This window comes from Echinicola sediminis, assembly GCF_054777495.1.
The window spans coordinates 1-16,285 of sequence record NZ_BAAHAP010000029.1; the positions used below are offsets into that span (position 1 = coordinate 1).

Annotated in this window: 12 protein-coding genes; 9 read left to right on the forward strand and 3 right to left on the reverse strand. The window is 43.6% G+C overall.

Annotated features, from left to right (window positions below; translation table 11 throughout):
* The coding region (locus ACYVAA_RS09645) for an amidophosphoribosyltransferase (protein ID WP_460540973.1) at positions 1–1,788 on the forward strand (1,788 nt) is incomplete at its 5' end.
* A gap of 169 nt (positions 1,789–1,957) precedes the next feature.
* Positions 1,958–3,010 (forward strand): M42 family metallopeptidase, encoded by a 1,053-nt coding sequence (locus tag ACYVAA_RS09650; protein ID WP_460540975.1) that lies wholly within the window; start codon positions 1,958–1,960, stop codon positions 3,008–3,010.
* A gap of 44 nt (positions 3,011–3,054) precedes the next feature.
* Here the strand turns inward: ACYVAA_RS09650 and ACYVAA_RS09655 are convergent, their stop codons facing one another.
* Together ACYVAA_RS09655 and ACYVAA_RS09660 are read right to left on the reverse strand one after the other, a co-directional pair.
* Positions 3,055–3,504 (reverse strand): hypothetical protein, encoded by a 450-nt coding sequence (locus tag ACYVAA_RS09655; RefSeq protein WP_460540977.1) that lies wholly within the window; start codon positions 3,502–3,504, stop codon positions 3,055–3,057.
* Positions 3,491–4,096 (reverse strand): acyl carrier protein phosphodiesterase, encoded by a 606-nt coding sequence (locus tag ACYVAA_RS09660; protein ID WP_460540979.1) that lies wholly within the window; start codon positions 4,094–4,096, stop codon positions 3,491–3,493. The genes ACYVAA_RS09655 and ACYVAA_RS09660 overlap by 14 nt, the downstream gene beginning before the upstream one ends.
* Positions 4,097–4,168: 72 nt before the next feature.
* On the opposite strand from ACYVAA_RS09660, the gene ACYVAA_RS09665 reads away from it, so the two are divergent.
* Positions 4,169–6,100, forward strand: a complete 1,932-nt coding sequence (locus ACYVAA_RS09665; RefSeq protein WP_460540981.1) for a DEAD/DEAH box helicase — start codon at positions 4,169–4,171, stop codon at positions 6,098–6,100.
* A gap of 58 nt (positions 6,101–6,158) precedes the next feature.
* On the opposite strand, the gene ACYVAA_RS09670 is transcribed toward ACYVAA_RS09665, so the two are convergent.
* Entirely contained in the window at positions 6,159–6,692 is a 534-nt protein-coding gene (locus ACYVAA_RS09670; RefSeq protein WP_460540983.1) for a DUF4924 family protein, read from the reverse strand.
* A 173-nt stretch (positions 6,693–6,865) separates the two neighbouring features.
* Here ACYVAA_RS09670 and lepA point away from each other — a divergent pair, with 173 nt between their 5' ends.
* From lepA to ACYVAA_RS09700, 6 genes are all read left to right on the forward strand, one after another.
* Positions 6,866–8,659 carry an elongation factor 4 gene (gene lepA, locus ACYVAA_RS09675; protein ID WP_460540985.1) on the forward strand — a complete coding sequence of 598 codons (1,794 nt, stop codon included), beginning with the start codon at positions 6,866–6,868 and terminating at the stop codon, positions 8,657–8,659.
* Positions 8,660–8,755: 96 nt separating this feature from the next.
* Positions 8,756–9,127 carry a four helix bundle protein gene (locus ACYVAA_RS09680; protein ID WP_460540987.1) on the forward strand — a complete coding sequence of 124 codons (372 nt, stop codon included), beginning with the start codon at positions 8,756–8,758 and terminating at the stop codon, positions 9,125–9,127.
* 62 nt (positions 9,128–9,189) lie between these two features.
* Positions 9,190–10,074 (forward strand): bifunctional 5,10-methylenetetrahydrofolate dehydrogenase/5,10-methenyltetrahydrofolate cyclohydrolase, encoded by an 885-nt coding sequence (gene folD, locus ACYVAA_RS09685; RefSeq protein ID WP_460540989.1) that lies wholly within the window; start codon positions 9,190–9,192, stop codon positions 10,072–10,074.
* A 120-nt stretch (positions 10,075–10,194) separates the two neighbouring features.
* Positions 10,195–10,821, forward strand: coding sequence for a 7-carboxy-7-deazaguanine synthase QueE (locus ACYVAA_RS09690; RefSeq protein ID WP_460540991.1), 627 nt, complete (start codon positions 10,195–10,197; stop codon positions 10,819–10,821).
* A gap of 4 nt (positions 10,822–10,825) precedes the next feature.
* Complete coding sequence (locus ACYVAA_RS09695; protein WP_460540993.1) at positions 10,826–12,736, forward strand: OmpA family protein; 1,911 nt, start codon at positions 10,826–10,828, stop codon at positions 12,734–12,736.
* Positions 12,737–13,335: 599 nt separating this feature from the next.
* Positions 13,336–16,281 carry a SusC/RagA family TonB-linked outer membrane protein gene (locus ACYVAA_RS09700; protein WP_460540995.1) on the forward strand — a complete coding sequence of 982 codons (2,946 nt, stop codon included), beginning with the start codon at positions 13,336–13,338 and terminating at the stop codon, positions 16,279–16,281.
* The last annotated feature ends 4 nt before the right edge of the window (positions 16,282–16,285 follow it).

Genomic DNA, 16,285 nt, shown 5'->3' on the forward strand with positions numbered 1-16,285 from the left:
GCTGCCAACAGACTTTATGTGCTGATGCAGAAGCAGATCAATAGAGGGCAGGATGGTGCAGGGATTGCAAACATTAAAATCAACAGCAAGCCAGGTACCCGCTATATCAGCCGGTACAGGTCTGTGGATCCGCAAGCAGTCAACTTTATTTTTTCCAAAGTTGCCAAAAAGTTCAAAAAGGCAAAGAAGTCTGGCGGAGAGTCCGGTCTAATGGATGCTGACTGGATCAAGGACAATGTTGCATTTTCAGGTGAAGTTTGGTTAGGTCATCTACGTTACGGCACTCATGGGGAAAACAGCATAGAGACTTGCCACCCATTTCTGCGGCAAAACAACTGGAGAAGCCGGAACCTGGTAATGGCAGGGAATTTCAATATGACCAATGTGGAAGAGCTCTTTGGGAAACTGGTTGAGCTTGGTCAACATCCCAAGGAAAAGACCGATACCGTTACGGTGATGGAGAAAATCGGCCACTTCGTGGACGAGGAGAACCAGCGGATATTTAATAAATACAAAGATCAATACAGCAATAACGAGATTACAGAAGTAATCGAGAGAGAGCTGGATGTAGCCAGGATTCTAAGAAGGTCTTGCCGGGATTTTGATGGCGGATACGCCATGGCAGGGATCATCGGAAACGGCGCCAGCTTTGTGGTAAGGGATCCTTCAGGAATCAGGCCGGCCTATTATTATGCCGATGATGAGATCGTAGTGATTGCCTCAGAAAAGCCTGCCATCAAATCGGCATTTAATATTGACTATAATGCCATCAAAGAGATTCAGCCGGGCCATGCCCTGATCGTAGATAAGGATGGTTCTTATGGAGAACATGAAATCCTTTCCGCTTTGGAAAAGAAGTCGTGTTCCTTCGAGAGAATCTATTTTTCCAGGGGCACAGATCCTGATATCTACCGAGAGAGAAAGCGGTTAGGAAAGGCTTTGATTCCCCAGATTTTGAAGGCCATCGATTTTGATCTTAAAAACACCGTATTTTCTTATATTCCGAATACTGCAGAAACAGCCTTCCTTGGGCTTATTGAAGGTCTTGAGGATTACTTAAGTGCCAAAAGGCGGGAGATTCTGCTTGATGGAAAGCCTCATTTGGGGGATGTGGAGGAATTGCTCAATTTCCGCCCACGGGTAGAGAAACTTGTCAATAAGGATGTGAAGTTAAGGACCTTCATTACCAACGATAATGACCGTGATGTAATGGTGGCCAACGTTTACGATACCACTTACGAGGTGATTCGTTCTGGGGTAGATACGATTGTTGTTCTTGATGACAGTATCGTGCGGGGGACTACTTTGGAAAAAAGTATTTTGACCACCTTGGATAAGCTGAGCCCGAAAAGGATCATTGTGGTGTCGTCCGCACCGCAGATCCGATACCCGGATTGTTACGGGATTGACATGTCCAAAATGAAGGAATTCATTGCTTTTAGAGCGGCATTGAAGTTGCTGGAAGAAAGCGGACAGCACTATATCTTGGATGAGACTTACGAAAAGTGCATTGCCAATCCAAATGCCAATCAAAACTTTGTAAAGGACGTTTACAGTAAATTCACTCCTCAGCAGATTTCTGACAAGATTGCAGAAATCATTACCGTGGAACAAATAAAGGCAGAGGTGAAGGTGATTTACCAAACCGTGGAGAACCTCAATAAATCCTGCCCTGATCATTTGGGAGATTGGTATTTTACCGGCGATTTTCCAACTGCCGGTGGAATGAGGGTTGTGAACAAGTCCTTTGCCAATTTTATGGAAGGAAAAGCAGTCAGAGCGTACTGACATTTAAATATTATGCATATGAAAAGGCCATTGTTTAATGGCCTTTTTGCATTTTGTAATCTGATATACGAAACAAGAGCGGTAGTTCAAATTTTATAAGAGAAGTTCAATAGTAGGAAAGGCCAAGGAGCCAGGACAAAAGAGTTACTAATATTTAACAGAAAAATATATGGGTATCAATACTGCACTTTTAAAAGACGTATGTGAAATCGCCGGGGCCCCGGGGTTTGAAAAGAGGATCAGGGATTTGGTGATCGAACAGGTAAGTCCTTTGGTGGACGAAGTCAAGGTAGATAATCTGGGCAATGTGATTGCCATCAAAAAGGGAGTGAACAATCCGGAGGGAAAAAAAGTAATGGTGGCTGCCCACATGGATGAAATCGGTTTTATCGTTACCCATATCGATGAAAATGGGTTCTTGAGGTTTCATACATTGGGAGGCTTTGACCCTAAAACACTTACTGCTCAGCGTGTAATCGTGCACGGGAAAAAAGACCTTATAGGGGTAATGGGCAGCAAGCCTATTCATGTGATGACCCAAGAAGAAAGAAATAAGCTGCCAAAGACCACTGATTATTTTATCGACCTGGGCATGAGCAAAGAAGAGGTAGAGAAATATGTCCAAATAGGAGATCCAGTGACCAGGGACAGGGAATTGGTGGAGATGGGGGACTGTGTTAACTGTAAATCCATCGATAATAGAGTTGCGGTGTTTATCCTCATTGAAGCTTTAAAGAAAATCAACAATCCTCCGTATGATGTTTATGCGACTTTCACGGTGCAGGAAGAAGTGGGGCTGCGGGGTGCAAATGTGGCGGCTCACGGCGTAGATCCCGATTTTGGTATAGCCCTGGATACTACCATTGCCTATGATGTGCCCGGTGCTTCCGCTCATGAAAAGATCACTGAGCTGGGAAAAGGGACTGCCATCAAGGTGATGGATGCCATGACGATCTGTGATTATAGAATGGTGGATTTTATGAAGAAGATGGCTGCAGATAATGAAATCAAATGGCAGTCGGAAATTTTGACTGCCGGAGGTACGGATACTGCGGGGGTGCAGCGAATGGGTAAGCAAGGAGCCATTGCGGGAGCAATCTCCATTCCTACCAGACATTTACATCAGGTGATCGAGATGGCCAACAAAGAAGATATTGCAGCCAGTATTTCCTTGCTGAATGCCTGTCTGGAAAATCTCGATAAATATGACTGGAGTCATTAAGCCATAAGTTTAAAAAGGCCTCTGATTAATTTCAGGGTCCTTTTTTAAGCTTTGACTTTTTTCTTTGGGGCCTTTTTTATCAGGTAGTTTAACAGTTCGTGGTAATTGGTGTGTTCATGATTACTGAGGCTAATGGAGCTTTTGTCAGCAAAGGCAATGGTCAACTGCCGGAATTCCTTTTTGTTGGTGACCATCACTTCTTCCTGCCAGGCCAAAATATCGGTAAGTTCATATTCTTTGCGGAGGCCCCGTAAAGGCAATCTGACCATAATTTTGGCTTTTCCTGCGCTGACAAAGCGGTAACCTGCCATCATTTTGATAGCTATAAGCAAAATGACCAATGTGAGCAGTGTGGCACTGATCAGGTAAAAGACCATGCTGTAGGTCTGCTTTGAGCTAAAATCATTAAGGATATAGGAAAGGCCTGAAATGAGAATCAAAACGACCAGGCCCAAAGAAATATAAGTGGCGCGCTTTGGCTTACAATGAATCATATTTTTTGACTAACTCGTCCCGCTTTTGTTTTGCAAATTTAACCAGTTCCGGGAAGAATTGGTCAAAATATACTTTAAGTTCTTTTTCGTGTTCCTTTAAAAACAAATGTGCGGTTTCCATTTTGGAATCAAAAGAGGTGTGTTTGGAAATGCCTGTCAGGGATGCTTTCATCCCAGCTATGGTGCCATAAGCCACTAGCCAATTTTCCTTTTTCATATAATGAAACATATAAAGGAAGTTTTGCGGGAGGAGTTGTTCGTTTTCTTCAATGATGTGATAAACCTCTTTGGCAAAGTCCTGAATGCTTCTGTGGTCATAATCCTGCCAATGTTTACTGAGAAAATAGTCAAAATAAACGTCGGTAATAACCCATGCATACTTATTGTATTTGGGTTTTAGGAGTTTTTGGGCTTCTTTAACGACCGGGTGAGTATCCGTAAAATGGTCGATTTCCCTGTGCAATAGAATTCCAGCCACAATCCCGGGTTCAAATTGTTCCTCAAGATTGCCCCGTACAAAATCACCGATAAAGTTGCCCAGCAGGACTTTAGGGTGATCAAAGGAAAGATATGCGTGAGCTAAAAAATTCAATTCAGAAAATCAGTTTTAGTGCTTACCTACTCTTTTAAAAGCATTAGCTTTGAAAAATAAAATTAACCATTGATGTCGAAAATACAGGAAGAATTAAGAATAACTTTACAACTTTTAAAAAAGGAGTGGGCGGAGGACCTGGAGCAATACAGGGTCAAAACCTTGGGCGCTTCCATAGACGACAAGAAAAAGGAGGGGATCTGCTGGTATCCTGTACAGCTGGTTAAAACCAAAGTGGGGATGGGCGACCGGCTCATTCTAGAGATAGAACGATCGGACAGCAAACAATCCCATGGCTTTCAGTCAGGTAAATCGGTTTCTGTATTTTCGAATGTTTCCAATGGTAAGATGCCAAGGACTAATGGTGTGGTGAATTTTGTCCGTAAAAACAGCATGACCATCACCTTAATGGGCAGTGATTGGCCGGACTGGCTGCACGATGGCAAGCTGGGGGTCGATCTGCACTTCGATGAGGCAAGCTATAGAGAGATGGAGTTTGCTATGAACAGTGTCATGAAGGCGGAAGCGGGAAGGTTGGGACAATTACGGGAGGTGATGTTGGGGGGAAGCAAAGCGGGGTCGACAGAAACGCCAACAAAGCAGCATATTGGGGCTGGGCTTAACAACAGTCAGGTAGAGGCAGTGCAGGGAGTGTTTGATGTTTCTGAAGTAGGCATCGTGCACGGACCTCCCGGGACAGGGAAGACCACTACCCTGGTGGAGGCCATTAGGGGAGTGTTGGAAGTAGAGAAGCAGGTGCTGGTGTGTGCTCCAAGCAATGCGGCAGTGGATCTTTTGGTCGATAAATTGACCAGCAAAGGAGTGACAGCATTGCGGGTTGGGCATCCGGCAAGGGTGGATGACCAGTTATTGGAACAGACATTGGATGCAAAAATCACCCAGCACGACAGCTATAAAGATCTGAAAAAATTAAGGCGGTCGGCGGAAGAATTCAGGAAGTTGGGCAGGAAATACAAAAGGAATTTTGGCCCTGAAGAAAGGGCGCAGCGAAAGCGGCTAATGGCGGAGGCCTCGAAGGTGAAAGAGGCTGCGGCGCATTTGGAGGATTATATTCTTTACGACGTGTTTCAGCAAAGCCAGGTAATTGCCACGACTTTGGTCGGGGCCAACCATCCTGTTTTAAAGGGGATGAAGTTTCCTGTGGTTTTTATAGATGAGGCCGGGCAGGGCTTGGAGCCCGCCACTTGGATACCAATATTGAAAGCTGAAAAGGTCATCATGGCAGGGGACCATTGTCAGCTTCCTCCTACCATTAAGTCTTACGAGGCTGCAAAGGAAGGGCTTGCTGAGACCCTTTTTGAAAAAGCAATTAAAAGGCAGCCTGAAGTCAGTTGGATGCTGCGTAAGCAGTACCGTATGCCCGAGATGATCATGAAGTTTTCCAGTGGCTATTTTTATGATGATGCACTGGAGGCAGCTGAAAACACATTAGAGCATTTCTTGGCTGATGGGGAGCCGGTGATGGAGTTTATTGATACCGCGGGTAGTGGGTTTGCCGAGCATTTGGAGAATAACTCCCTGAGCAAGCTAAACGCGGATGAGGCAAGGTTTTCATTGGGGCTGCTTGAAAAACTGGTCGAGAGGATAGGCTTTGACGTTTTTAAGGAAAAGTCCTACAGTATAGGAGTGATCTCTCCCTATAAAGCACAGGTGAAAAAACTTACCGAGCTAATGGAAACAGGAGAGATGTACGATCACTTGAGAGCCATGGAGGATCAGGTGACCATTGGGACCATTGATGGGTTTCAGGGGCAAGAGCGGGATGTGATATTGATCAGCCTGGTGAGGTCAAACGAAAAAGGAGAGATAGGCTTTTTGTCGGATATCCGTCGAATGAATGTGTCGCTCACACGTGCCAAGCGGAAGTTGATAGTTGTGGGGGACAGCGGTACTTTGTGCACGCACCCTTTTTATCAGCAATTTTTGGATTTTGTAAACGATAATGGGCTTTATAAGAGTATCTATGAAATGATAGAACTGTAGGCAGCGTGCTTCCAAATGACCTGAAGCGGATGGTTTTATCAGTAAGATGGGAATAAGCTTATTTTTTGCCAGCTTGCTCCATATAGGCGAGGTTCAGGTAGCTCAAGACTTTGCCAAAAGCTTGGGCGGAGCGTTCCTGATCAGGACTGAGTTTTTTGCCTGTCAAGCGGCAAAGCAGTAGGCCGTATACCCCATTGATGCAGATTTGGATTTCATTTCCCAGATCCTGCCCTTCAGCAGCTACGATGGTTTCAATAATATGAGGTTTTGCCTCATTATAAACCCCGAAGTAGGTTTTGTCCTTTTTTAGCAGGTCCCAATGGATCTGGGCCAGGGTTTCCACTTCTTTTTGGGTGGAAGCCAAGTGTCCGGATGTTTGAAGACCTTCATTTTTCATCTGAAGGGCCAGCTTTTGGAACCAATCGGTGATCTCACCTTTTTCCAGGTCAGAAACCGGGTAATGGGCAATGACGTACTGGCGAATATCCTCCATGTTGAATTGGTACGAACGGAGTAAGTCTTCCATCTGGTACATGTAAACAATGTATTCTCCGATGTTCTGTGCTTTTTTCTTTTCTGCCAGCTGTTTCATGATTGGATAATTAATGGGGCAAAGATAAGAAGCCTGGTTTTTCCATCAAGCCAATTACAGGAAACAAAAGAAGGATTTTAATGCCCTGCGCCTTTGCCGGAGCAGTCCTTGGTTATAAATAAGTCAATGCGATACTGTTAAAACCCTAACTATTTACTATTTTTGCCCTCAGAATGGATATGCAAAAGATTAGAAATTTCTGTATCATCGCCCATATTGATCATGGGAAGAGTACGTTAGCAGACCGTCTTCTTCAGTTTACCAATACGGTGACCGAAAGGGAGATGCAAGACCAGTTGTTGGATAATATGGATCTTGAGCGTGAGCGGGGAATCACCATTAAGTCTCATGCGATCCAGATGAAATACAATTATCAAGGGGAGGAGTATACGCTGAACCTGATCGACACTCCTGGACACGTGGATTTCTCCTACGAAGTTTCCCGCTCCATAGCGGCCTGTGAGGGAGCTTTGTTGATTGTGGATGCTTCCCAGGGGGTAGAGGCGCAGACCATCTCCAATCTTTATTTGGCCATGGAACATGATTTGGAAATCATCCCTGTGCTCAATAAAATTGATTTGCCCGGTGCAGACCCTGAAGTGGTGGCTGATGAGGTCATTGATTTGATTGGCTGCGACCGTGAAGATATTATCCTCGCTTCTGGTAAAGAGGGCTTAGGTATTGAAGATATTTTGAATGCGGTAGTGGAGAAGGTACCTGCACCAAAGGGGAATCCGGAAGAGCCTTTACAGGCCATGATTTTTGATTCGGTGTACAATCCTTTCCGTGGGGTGGAAGTACTCTTCCGCGTGTTTAACGGTACCATCAAGAAAGGGGACAAAATTAAATTCGTCAATACCGGTAGAGAGTATGATGCTGATGAAATCGGTATTTTGGGAATCCAGCAAAAGCCCCAAAGCACCATCAGTACAGGAAATGTGGGCTACCTGATTTCAGGTATCAAGGTGGCCAAAGAGGTGAAAGTAGGGGATACCATTACGCACATTAAGCGCCCATGCAGCACGGCCATCAAAGGTTTCGAAAATGTGAAACCTATGGTGTTTGCCGGGATTTATCCAGTAGATACCACGGAGTTTGAGGAATTAAGGGCTTCCATGGAGAAACTGCAGTTGAATGACGCCTCCTTGGTTTGGGAGCCGGAAACTTCTGCTGCCTTGGGTTTTGGTTTCCGTTGCGGTTTTTTGGGAATGCTGCATATGGAGATCATTCAGGAGAGATTGGAGCGTGAGTTTGATATGACGGTAATCACCACGGTGCCTTCCGTACAGTTCAAGGCATTGATGAACAGTGGGGAATATAAGTTTATAAATGCGCCCTCCGACATGCCGGATCCTAACCTGTTCAAGCATATAGAGGAGCCCTATGTCCATGCCTCGATCATTACCAAAGCCGATTATGTAGGTCCGGTGATTCAGTTGTGTATGGAGAAAAGAGGGCAGATCAAAAACCAGGTCTATTTGACGGCGGACAGGGTGGAGCTCAGCTTTGACATGCCTTTGGCAGAGATTGTGTTTGATTTCTTTGACAAGCTAAAGACCATTTCCAGGGGATATGCCTCCTTGGATTATGAGCTCAAGGAAAGCAAGGCTTCCAACATGGTACGTCTGGATGTGATGCTGAACGGAGAGGTAGTGGATGCCTTGTCAGCAGTGGTGCATAGGGACAAGGCTTACGAGTGGGGCAAGCGGCTTTGTGAAAAGCTCAAAGAACTGGTGCCTAGACAAATGTTTGAAATCGCTATACAGGCAGCCATTGGAACAAAGATCATTGCCCGTGAAACAGTAAAAGCGATGCGTAAAAACGTGTTGGCCAAATGCTACGGTGGTGATATTTCCCGTAAGCGTAAGCTCTTGGACAAGCAGAAAAAAGGTAAGAAGCGAATGAGGCAAGTCGGAAACGTCGAGGTCCCTCAGGAAGCATTTATGGCTGTGCTGAAGTTGGATTAAGGGGGAGAGGAATTCATTATTCTAAATTCAGGGTTGGAAATTCTTCATTGAGCGATCCGTAAGTGATATTTTTGCTCACAATTATGTGAAAGAGCAATGAAAGAAAAGAGAGAATATGACCTTGAAGAACGTTTGATTTCCTTTGCTGTGGCAATCATTGAACTGGTTGATTCCTTGCCTTCGTCTAAAGCGGCAAATCACTTGGGTGGACAACTATTGAGGTCAGGCACTTCACCGGCATTGAATTATGGAGAAGCCCAAAGCAGTGAATCAAGAAGGGATTTTATCCATAAATTTAAAGTGATTTTAAAGGAGCTAAGAGAATCATTGGTTTGTATAAAAATACTTAGGAAGTCCAATATTGTTCTTCAGGATGAAAGAACAAATTTTATCTTTAAGGAATCTAACGAGCTGATATCAATATTTGTAAAAAGTATTGAAACTGCTGAAAGGAATAGAAATAATTAATAACGAATAGCTAATACTGAATTTTGAATATCGAAATTGTGTATTGAAACATATTAGATCATATGCCAACAATAATAGACGGTAAAAAGACTTCAGCGGATATTAAAAACGAAATAGCTGACCGGGTAAAGGAAATCAAACACGAAGGAGGAAAAACGCCTCATCTGGCGGCCATTTTGGTGGGTAGTGATGGTGCCAGCCAAACTTATGTAGGGGCCAAGGTGAAGGCTTGCGAATATGTAGGTTTTGAGTCCACTCTGGTGAGGCTGGAAGACACGATTTCCGAGGAGGAACTGCTTCAAGTAGTAGAGGACATCAACGAGAACCCAGAGATTGACGGGCTGATCGTGCAGTTGCCTTTGCCAAAGCATATTTCTGTAGAGAAGGTTACCGCCAAAATTAAACCAGAGAAGGATGTGGATGGTTTTACTCCCGCAAATGTCGGCCGAATGGCACTGAACTGGCCTACTTATGTGTCGGCTACACCTTACGGTATTGTGGAATTATTGAAAAGGTATAACGTCGAAACTTCCGGGAAGCACTGTGTGGTTATCGGAAGGAGCCATATTGTAGGTTCTCCCATGAGCATCTTGATGGCGAGAAACGGAAATCCTGGCAATGCTACGGTTACCCTGACACATAGCCGTACCAAAAACCTAAAGGAGATTACCCAGACCGCGGATATCCTTATTGTAGCCATAGGTAAGCCTGAGTTTGTTACTGCAGATATGGTCAAAGAAGGTGCTGTGGTGGTAGATGTAGGGATTCACCGTGTAGAAGATGCTTCTAAAAAGAACGGCTTCAGGCTTATAGGCGACGTTAAGTTTGATGAGGTCTCCGATAAAGTTTCTGCGATCACTCCTGTCCCTGGTGGGGTTGGTCCCATGACCATTGCATCATTGCTTTATAATACCTTGCAAGCAGCAGAGAAAAAAGTGTATTCTTGATTAGAATACGGAAGGGCAGGCTTTTTCTTCAGAATTGAACTTCTGGAGAAAAAGCCTGTTTTCATTTAAAGAAATAAAAGTTAATCAGCGGTTCAATCACCCGCTTAATCAAAAATTGAAATGGAAATAAAACAAGCAGTTGATAAAGGAGTAATGCTCCCTGTAATGGAAGCATTTTATACGATTCAGGGGGAAGGTGGTTTTACGGGACATCCTGCCTATTTTATTCGTCTAGGCGGCTGTGATGTAGGCTGCGTGTGGTGTGATGTAAAGGCTTCCTGGGAAGCTGAAAAATGGCCGGTTTTATCCATTGATGAAATTGTGGAGGGGGCATTGAAGTATCCCGGAAGATTGGTGGTGATTACTGGAGGGGAGCCGCTGATGTACGAACTTGGCCCACTTACCGCGCTGTTGAAAGAGAAAGGCTTTGCTATTAATATTGAGACCAGTGGAACGCATCCCTTTTCTGGGGAATTTGACTGGGTCTGTTTTTCACCAAAGAAATTTAAAAAGCCGCACGATAGTATTTTTGAGAAGGCGGATGAACTCAAGGTGATTGTTTTTCATAAAAGTGACTTTGCTTTTGCTGAAGAACATGCCAAGAAGGTCAGACAAAGCTGTAAAAAACTGCTTCAGCCAGAGTGGAGCAGGTCAAAAAAATATACAAACGACATAATTGACTACATAAAAGATCATCCCGATTGGAATATTTCGCTCCAAACTCATAAATTTATGGATATACCATAACTAAATGAGAAAAGCCCAAATCCTCCTAATTTTAATTTTTTTAAGTTTTAACCTGCAAGCGCAGGATTATGCGACTGATGACAGAAAAGCTATCAGGCTTTATCAGGAGGGGGAGGAGTTGGTTTTAAGGAGGAGGTACGAGGAGGCTATCAGTAAGTTTGAAGCGTCCGTTAAAAGGGACGAGGATTTTTTGCAAGCTTATAAAAAGTGGGCGCAATTGCTTCAGGATAAGGGGGATATGGAAGGGGCGCTCGAAGTGGCTTCTTGGGGAGATCAAAGGAGTTCGGAAAACAATGAGCTAAAAGCTGAATTTTCCTGGCTTATTATTAATGTTTTGCTTAAATCCGGACGCTTCCCAGAAGCTGTAGAAAAGTTTAAAACCTCCCACCACTATTTTTCTAGCCAGCTCAAAGCTTCGCCTTCCTATAGAAGAATGTATCAGCAACTGCGCTTCATAGAGCAAGAAATAGCGGATGCCAAATCAATTGAAAAGGAAAAGCTGGATGTTCCTCTGAATGGTTTTCGGTTGCAGTATTTTCCGGTGCTCACGGCAGATAGTAAGCATATCCTTTTTACCAAAAGAGATGGGGTGGGGCGCGTAGAGCATGAGGATATTTTTTCTTCCTATTGGGATGGGCAGTCATGGACTGTACCCGAGACTTTGGGAGAAGCCATCAATACCGACCATAATGAAGGTACTTGCACGATTTCGGCCGATGGAAGCATTTTGATTTTTACGAGCTGTGATGCATTGGATTCTTTTGGCTCTTGTGATCTTTATATTGCCTATAAAATAGACGGTGAGTGGCAAAAGCCCATCAATATGGGGGATAAGGTGAATTCAAGGTATTGGGATTCCCAGCCTTCACTCTCTGCAGACGGGAGCATTTTGTTTTTTTCATCCAATAGAAGAGGAGGATATGGCGGAAATGATATTTACTACTCGACCCGGATGGATAATGGTACATGGTCCGATCCTAAAAATGTTGGAGAGACTATTAATACCAAATATGACGAGGTATCACCCTTTATTTATTTCAATAATGAGCAGCTTTTTTTTGCTTCTGACGGTCATTTGGGGTTTGGAGGAATGGATCTTTACAGCAGTAAAATTGTAAAGGGAAGTTTTGAGGAACCGAGTAATTTAGGTTACCCGATCAATGATCACAGGGACCAATTGGCTTTATTTATTACGGCCCAAAGAGATTATGCCTATTACACGGAAAACAGCTTGAACGGAGGGATTTTGGAACGATCATTTCTTTACCGTTTTGCTTTTCCTGAAGAAATAGACTTAGGCGAAAGGTTGGTAGTGACAGGAGGGAGAGTGATGAATGAAAAGACGGGAGAGCCGATTTCAGCTACCTTATCACTGGTCAATCTGAAAAATGACAGCACCATGTACGAGTTTAAGTCACATGGGGATTCGGGTAAATTTATGATGATTTATCCAGATAAGGCTTTTTCGGGTTTGTATGTCGAAAAAAAAGGTTTTTTGCCTAAGATATACAATGTGGAGAAGGATAGTTTAAAGAATATTAAGGGGATGGATATAGGGTTAAAACCTCTGGCCAGTGGAGAACAGTTCCTGTTCGAAAATGTTTTTTTTGATTTTGACAAAGCTGAACTCAAACCGGAATCCAAGAGTTCGTTGTTACGTCTCAAACGATTTTTGGAAGAAAATGCCAAGATAAATATTATTATTGAAGGACATACGGATAATATAGGGGAGGAAGAGTACAATCAACAGCTGAGCATGAGACGAGCTGAAAGTGTCAGGGAATATTTGGTGGATAATGGTATTCAGAAAAGTAGACTCAGTATCAGTGGCTGGGGGGATAAGAGACCTGTTGTGCCTAATACAAGTCAAGTGAACCGATCAAAGAACCGAAGGATAGAGATAGTGATAGAATAAGGTTTCATAGCTTGAGTTACTCCAAAAAAGAACTAGGTAAACTAAGTTCGATTTAAAAAGTGGTGAAATAGGATTGCTAGAGTCTTTGCAAGAAAGCAGCATTCCCACCTTAGCCCTGTTGGGGTCCTGACAAGCTGGGGTTGAGGCTTTTAAAATTTTAACTGAGGTAAGTGGTCATCCTGCCTCATTGGGCCCCGCTCGTTTGGGGTTGTTTTCTAAAGATTTTTTTTTTTATACGGCCGATTAGGTGGATAACACTTGTTTAATTGTCCAAAAGAGAATTAATAGTTGATGCTGTGTTTTTTGTAAAAATATACAGTAGTCTATTAGATAAATTCAATACAAATGGAATTTGTTAAACTTTCTTAAACATTGTTTTTGTAAAATTCAATTTTTAAATAGGGGGGTATAATGGTGTTTTTTGTTTAAAAATTTCGGTTCTGTTGATCTTTTGGAAATAAAATTTCGTAATTAAATATTGTGGGGTAAAGGGGAGTATTCGGTGTTTTTTATATTTTAGGAAATATTGGTTTTTTTTTGGATTATGGGTAGATAAAAGATTAAATTAAAGAGTGTTAAACCAAAATAAACTTTAATTGATGATGAAGAACGTTTTACTGCTAGGACTTACGCTCCTCTTGACGGTTACGGTGACGTATGGTCAAGGCCCTACCATCAGGGGGACAGTGACCTCCGGAGAGGATGGTTCCCCGGTACCAGGAGCGTCAGTGTTGGTCAAAGGCACCACGAAGGGGGTGGCTACGGATTTGGATGGGGCATATTCGATTACATTATCGGCAGGGCAGGATACATTGGTTTTTAGCTTTGTGGGAATGATGTCCAAGGAAGTCAGTGTAGGTAATCAATCGATTGTAGATGTGGAGCTGGAACCGGATGTTTCCAGCTTAACGGAGGTAATTGTCACGGGGTATTTGCCTGAAACAAGAGACAGGCTTTCCGGGGCAATTGGAACGGTCAGTTCAAAGGAAATAGAGGATATTCCAGTAGCATCATTTGATCAGATTCTTCAAGGTAGAAGCCCGGGCTTGTATGTGACCGCAGGATCAGGGCAGCCAGGAGCTTCAGCCAGGGTTAGGATCAGGGGAGAAGGCTCAATCAATGGAGGAAATACTCCTCTGTATATTATGGACGGTGTGCCGATAGAAGCCGGGATTTTCGCCACCCTTAACCCCAACGATATAGCAGATGTCAGTGTGTTAAAAGATGCCTCTGCTACCGCAGTTTATGGATCCAGGGGGGCAAATGGTGTAATTGTTATTACGACCAAAAAGGGGAATATCGGAAGACCAACATTTAATTATAATGTGCAGGCTGGTTTTGCGACACAGGCTCGTGAGAAGTTTGACATGATGAATTCAGCAGAGAAAATCATGTTTGAAGAAATGATCGGTCAGGGCCCTACCGTGAATATGTCCGAGGAGGAAAAGGAGGAACTTAGAAATACCAACACGGACTGGAAGGATGTTTTTCTGCGAACAGGCAGGACGGTCATCCATGAATTTAATGCTTCTGGGGGATCCGAGATGGTTAAATACTATGCCTCGCTTAATTACTATGACCAACAAGGGCAGGCCCTTCGGTCAGGGTTGGAACGCTATACCACTAGGTTTAATATTCAGGTAAGCCCGAGCGAGAAAGTGGAGTTTGGGATGAACTCGGCCATAGGTTTTTCAAAATCGGATTTTATTGAGTCAGAAAGCAGCATCACATTGGCCAACCCTTTTGCGGCAGTCTACCTAGCGAATCCATATGAGGTGCCTTTTGATGAAGAAACGGGAAACATTGTTACCGGAACAGGAAGAATAGGCAGCAATGCTTTGGACAGGATTTATACCAGTACCGATGGCAAGAATGAATTTAAAGGGACTGGAGCTGTATATTTAGCTTATAGCCCTATCGAACAATTGGTGCTGAAATCCAATTTGGGGATTGATTATATACAGCAGGATTTTGAACGATGGGTAGATCCGGAGTCATTTGCAGGTACGCAGGTAGGCAACGGAAACCAAGGGGTTTTTTCACAGGATTTTAGCCGTAAATTCTCCTATATTTCCACCACCTCAGCAACTTACAACAATACCTTCGGTAATCACTCGGTGACCGGATTGGGCGCATTTGAAATCAACCAAGAAATGTTTGATAGTTTCGGCTTTTCAGGATTTGGTATCAACCCCAAGCTGCCTGAAACACCAGCGGGTATTACACCGGGTTCAGCGGAGAGAGGGTTTATTCCCACCGTCAGTGGAGGAAAATCAGAAGCGGCATTATTGTCCTACTTTTTGATAGGAAACTATACGTATAAAGACAAGTATAATTTCAAGGCGAGTATTCGAAGGGACGGCTCGTCCAGGTTTGGAGAGGAAAAAAAGTACGTTACTCTTTGGTCCGTGGGAGGTTCCTGGAATATTATGAGAGAAGATTTTCTTTCAGAAAGTTTGATTCTTGACCAGTTCAGGTTGAGGACCAGTTATGGCGTCGTAGGGAATCAGGAGGGGATAGGCTTTTACCAATCCATTCCCACCTACGCAAGTGTGACCTATGCCGGTAACCAGGGGATTGCTCCGGCGGCCATAGGAAACCCTCAACTGCAGTGGGAATTATCAAATCAGTTCAATGTTGGGTTTGATGTAGGCTTGTTCGGGAAACTGATGGCCAATATTGACCTTTACAACAATCTCACCACGAGGCTTTTTGTGACGAGGCAGTTGAGTAGGACAACCGGGTTTGTTTCATTGGAGTCAAATGACGGAAAAGTTCGAAACAGAGGGGTGGAATTGAATTTGGAGTATAATATTTTATCCACCAGAGATTTTAGTTGGTCGGTGGGCGGAAACATAGCGTATAATGACAATGAGATCAGGGACCTCGGACAGGTGGAAGAGTTTGAACAGGGAACCAGCATTATCAGGGTGGGACTACCTCTTGGTTCTCATTATATTGTCAAATGGGCTGGGGTTAATCCAACCAACGGGGAGCCTTTATATTATGATGCTGAGGGGAATGTTACCAACGTATACTCGGCGGATAATAGTGTGGCGGACTTTGGTACATACAACCCTCCGACCACAGGGGGCTTCAATACAGAAGCGAGGTATAAAGGACTGAGCTTGGGAGTTTTCTTTACGTTTGCTGATGGTTATAGCCGGTTCAATAACCAACGGTTCTTTCAGGAAAACCCGGCCTTTGTGCAGTTTAATCTTTCCAGAAAGACTTTAAGCATTTGGCAGGAACCCGGGGATATTACGGATATACAAAGTTTTCAATTTAATCGGGAGTTTTCATCTTATGATATTGAAGATGCTTCCTACTTAAGATTGAGGAATGTGATATTGAGCTACAGTGTGCCTAAGGCAATTGTAAATAAAACCAAATTCTTTAGATCGATCAGTGTATTTGCGCAAGGCCAAAATTTATTTACCTGGACGAAGTTTACGGGATTTGACCCTGAGGACAGCAACAATATCGCCCAATATGAATATCCTGCCTCGAAGGTTTTTACAGGTGGAATAGATGTGACCTTTTAAAAGA

What these genes read in the sequence shown, in the direction of transcription:
- ACYVAA_RS09650 (WP_460540975.1), top strand. Translation starts at nt 1,958, where the DNA reads ATGGGTATCAATACTGCACTTTTAAAAGACGTATGTGAAATCGCCGGG.
- ACYVAA_RS09655 (WP_460540977.1), bottom strand. Translation starts at nt 3,504, where the DNA reads ATGATTCATTGTAAGCCAAAGCGCGCCACTTATATTTCTTTGGGCCTG.
- ACYVAA_RS09665 (WP_460540981.1), top strand. Translation starts at nt 4,169, where the DNA reads ATGTCGAAAATACAGGAAGAATTAAGAATAACTTTACAACTTTTAAAA.
- ACYVAA_RS09670 (WP_460540983.1), bottom strand. Translation starts at nt 6,692, where the DNA reads ATGAAACAGCTGGCAGAAAAGAAAAAAGCACAGAACATCGGAGAATAC.
- lepA (WP_460540985.1), top strand. Translation starts at nt 6,866, where the DNA reads ATGGATATGCAAAAGATTAGAAATTTCTGTATCATCGCCCATATTGAT.
- ACYVAA_RS09680 (WP_460540987.1), top strand. Translation starts at nt 8,756, where the DNA reads ATGAAAGAAAAGAGAGAATATGACCTTGAAGAACGTTTGATTTCCTTT.
- folD (WP_460540989.1), top strand. Translation starts at nt 9,190, where the DNA reads ATGCCAACAATAATAGACGGTAAAAAGACTTCAGCGGATATTAAAAAC.
- ACYVAA_RS09690 (WP_460540991.1), top strand. Translation starts at nt 10,195, where the DNA reads ATGGAAATAAAACAAGCAGTTGATAAAGGAGTAATGCTCCCTGTAATG.
- ACYVAA_RS09695 (WP_460540993.1), top strand. Translation starts at nt 10,826, where the DNA reads ATGAGAAAAGCCCAAATCCTCCTAATTTTAATTTTTTTAAGTTTTAAC.
- ACYVAA_RS09700 (WP_460540995.1), top strand. Translation starts at nt 13,336, where the DNA reads ATGATGAAGAACGTTTTACTGCTAGGACTTACGCTCCTCTTGACGGTT.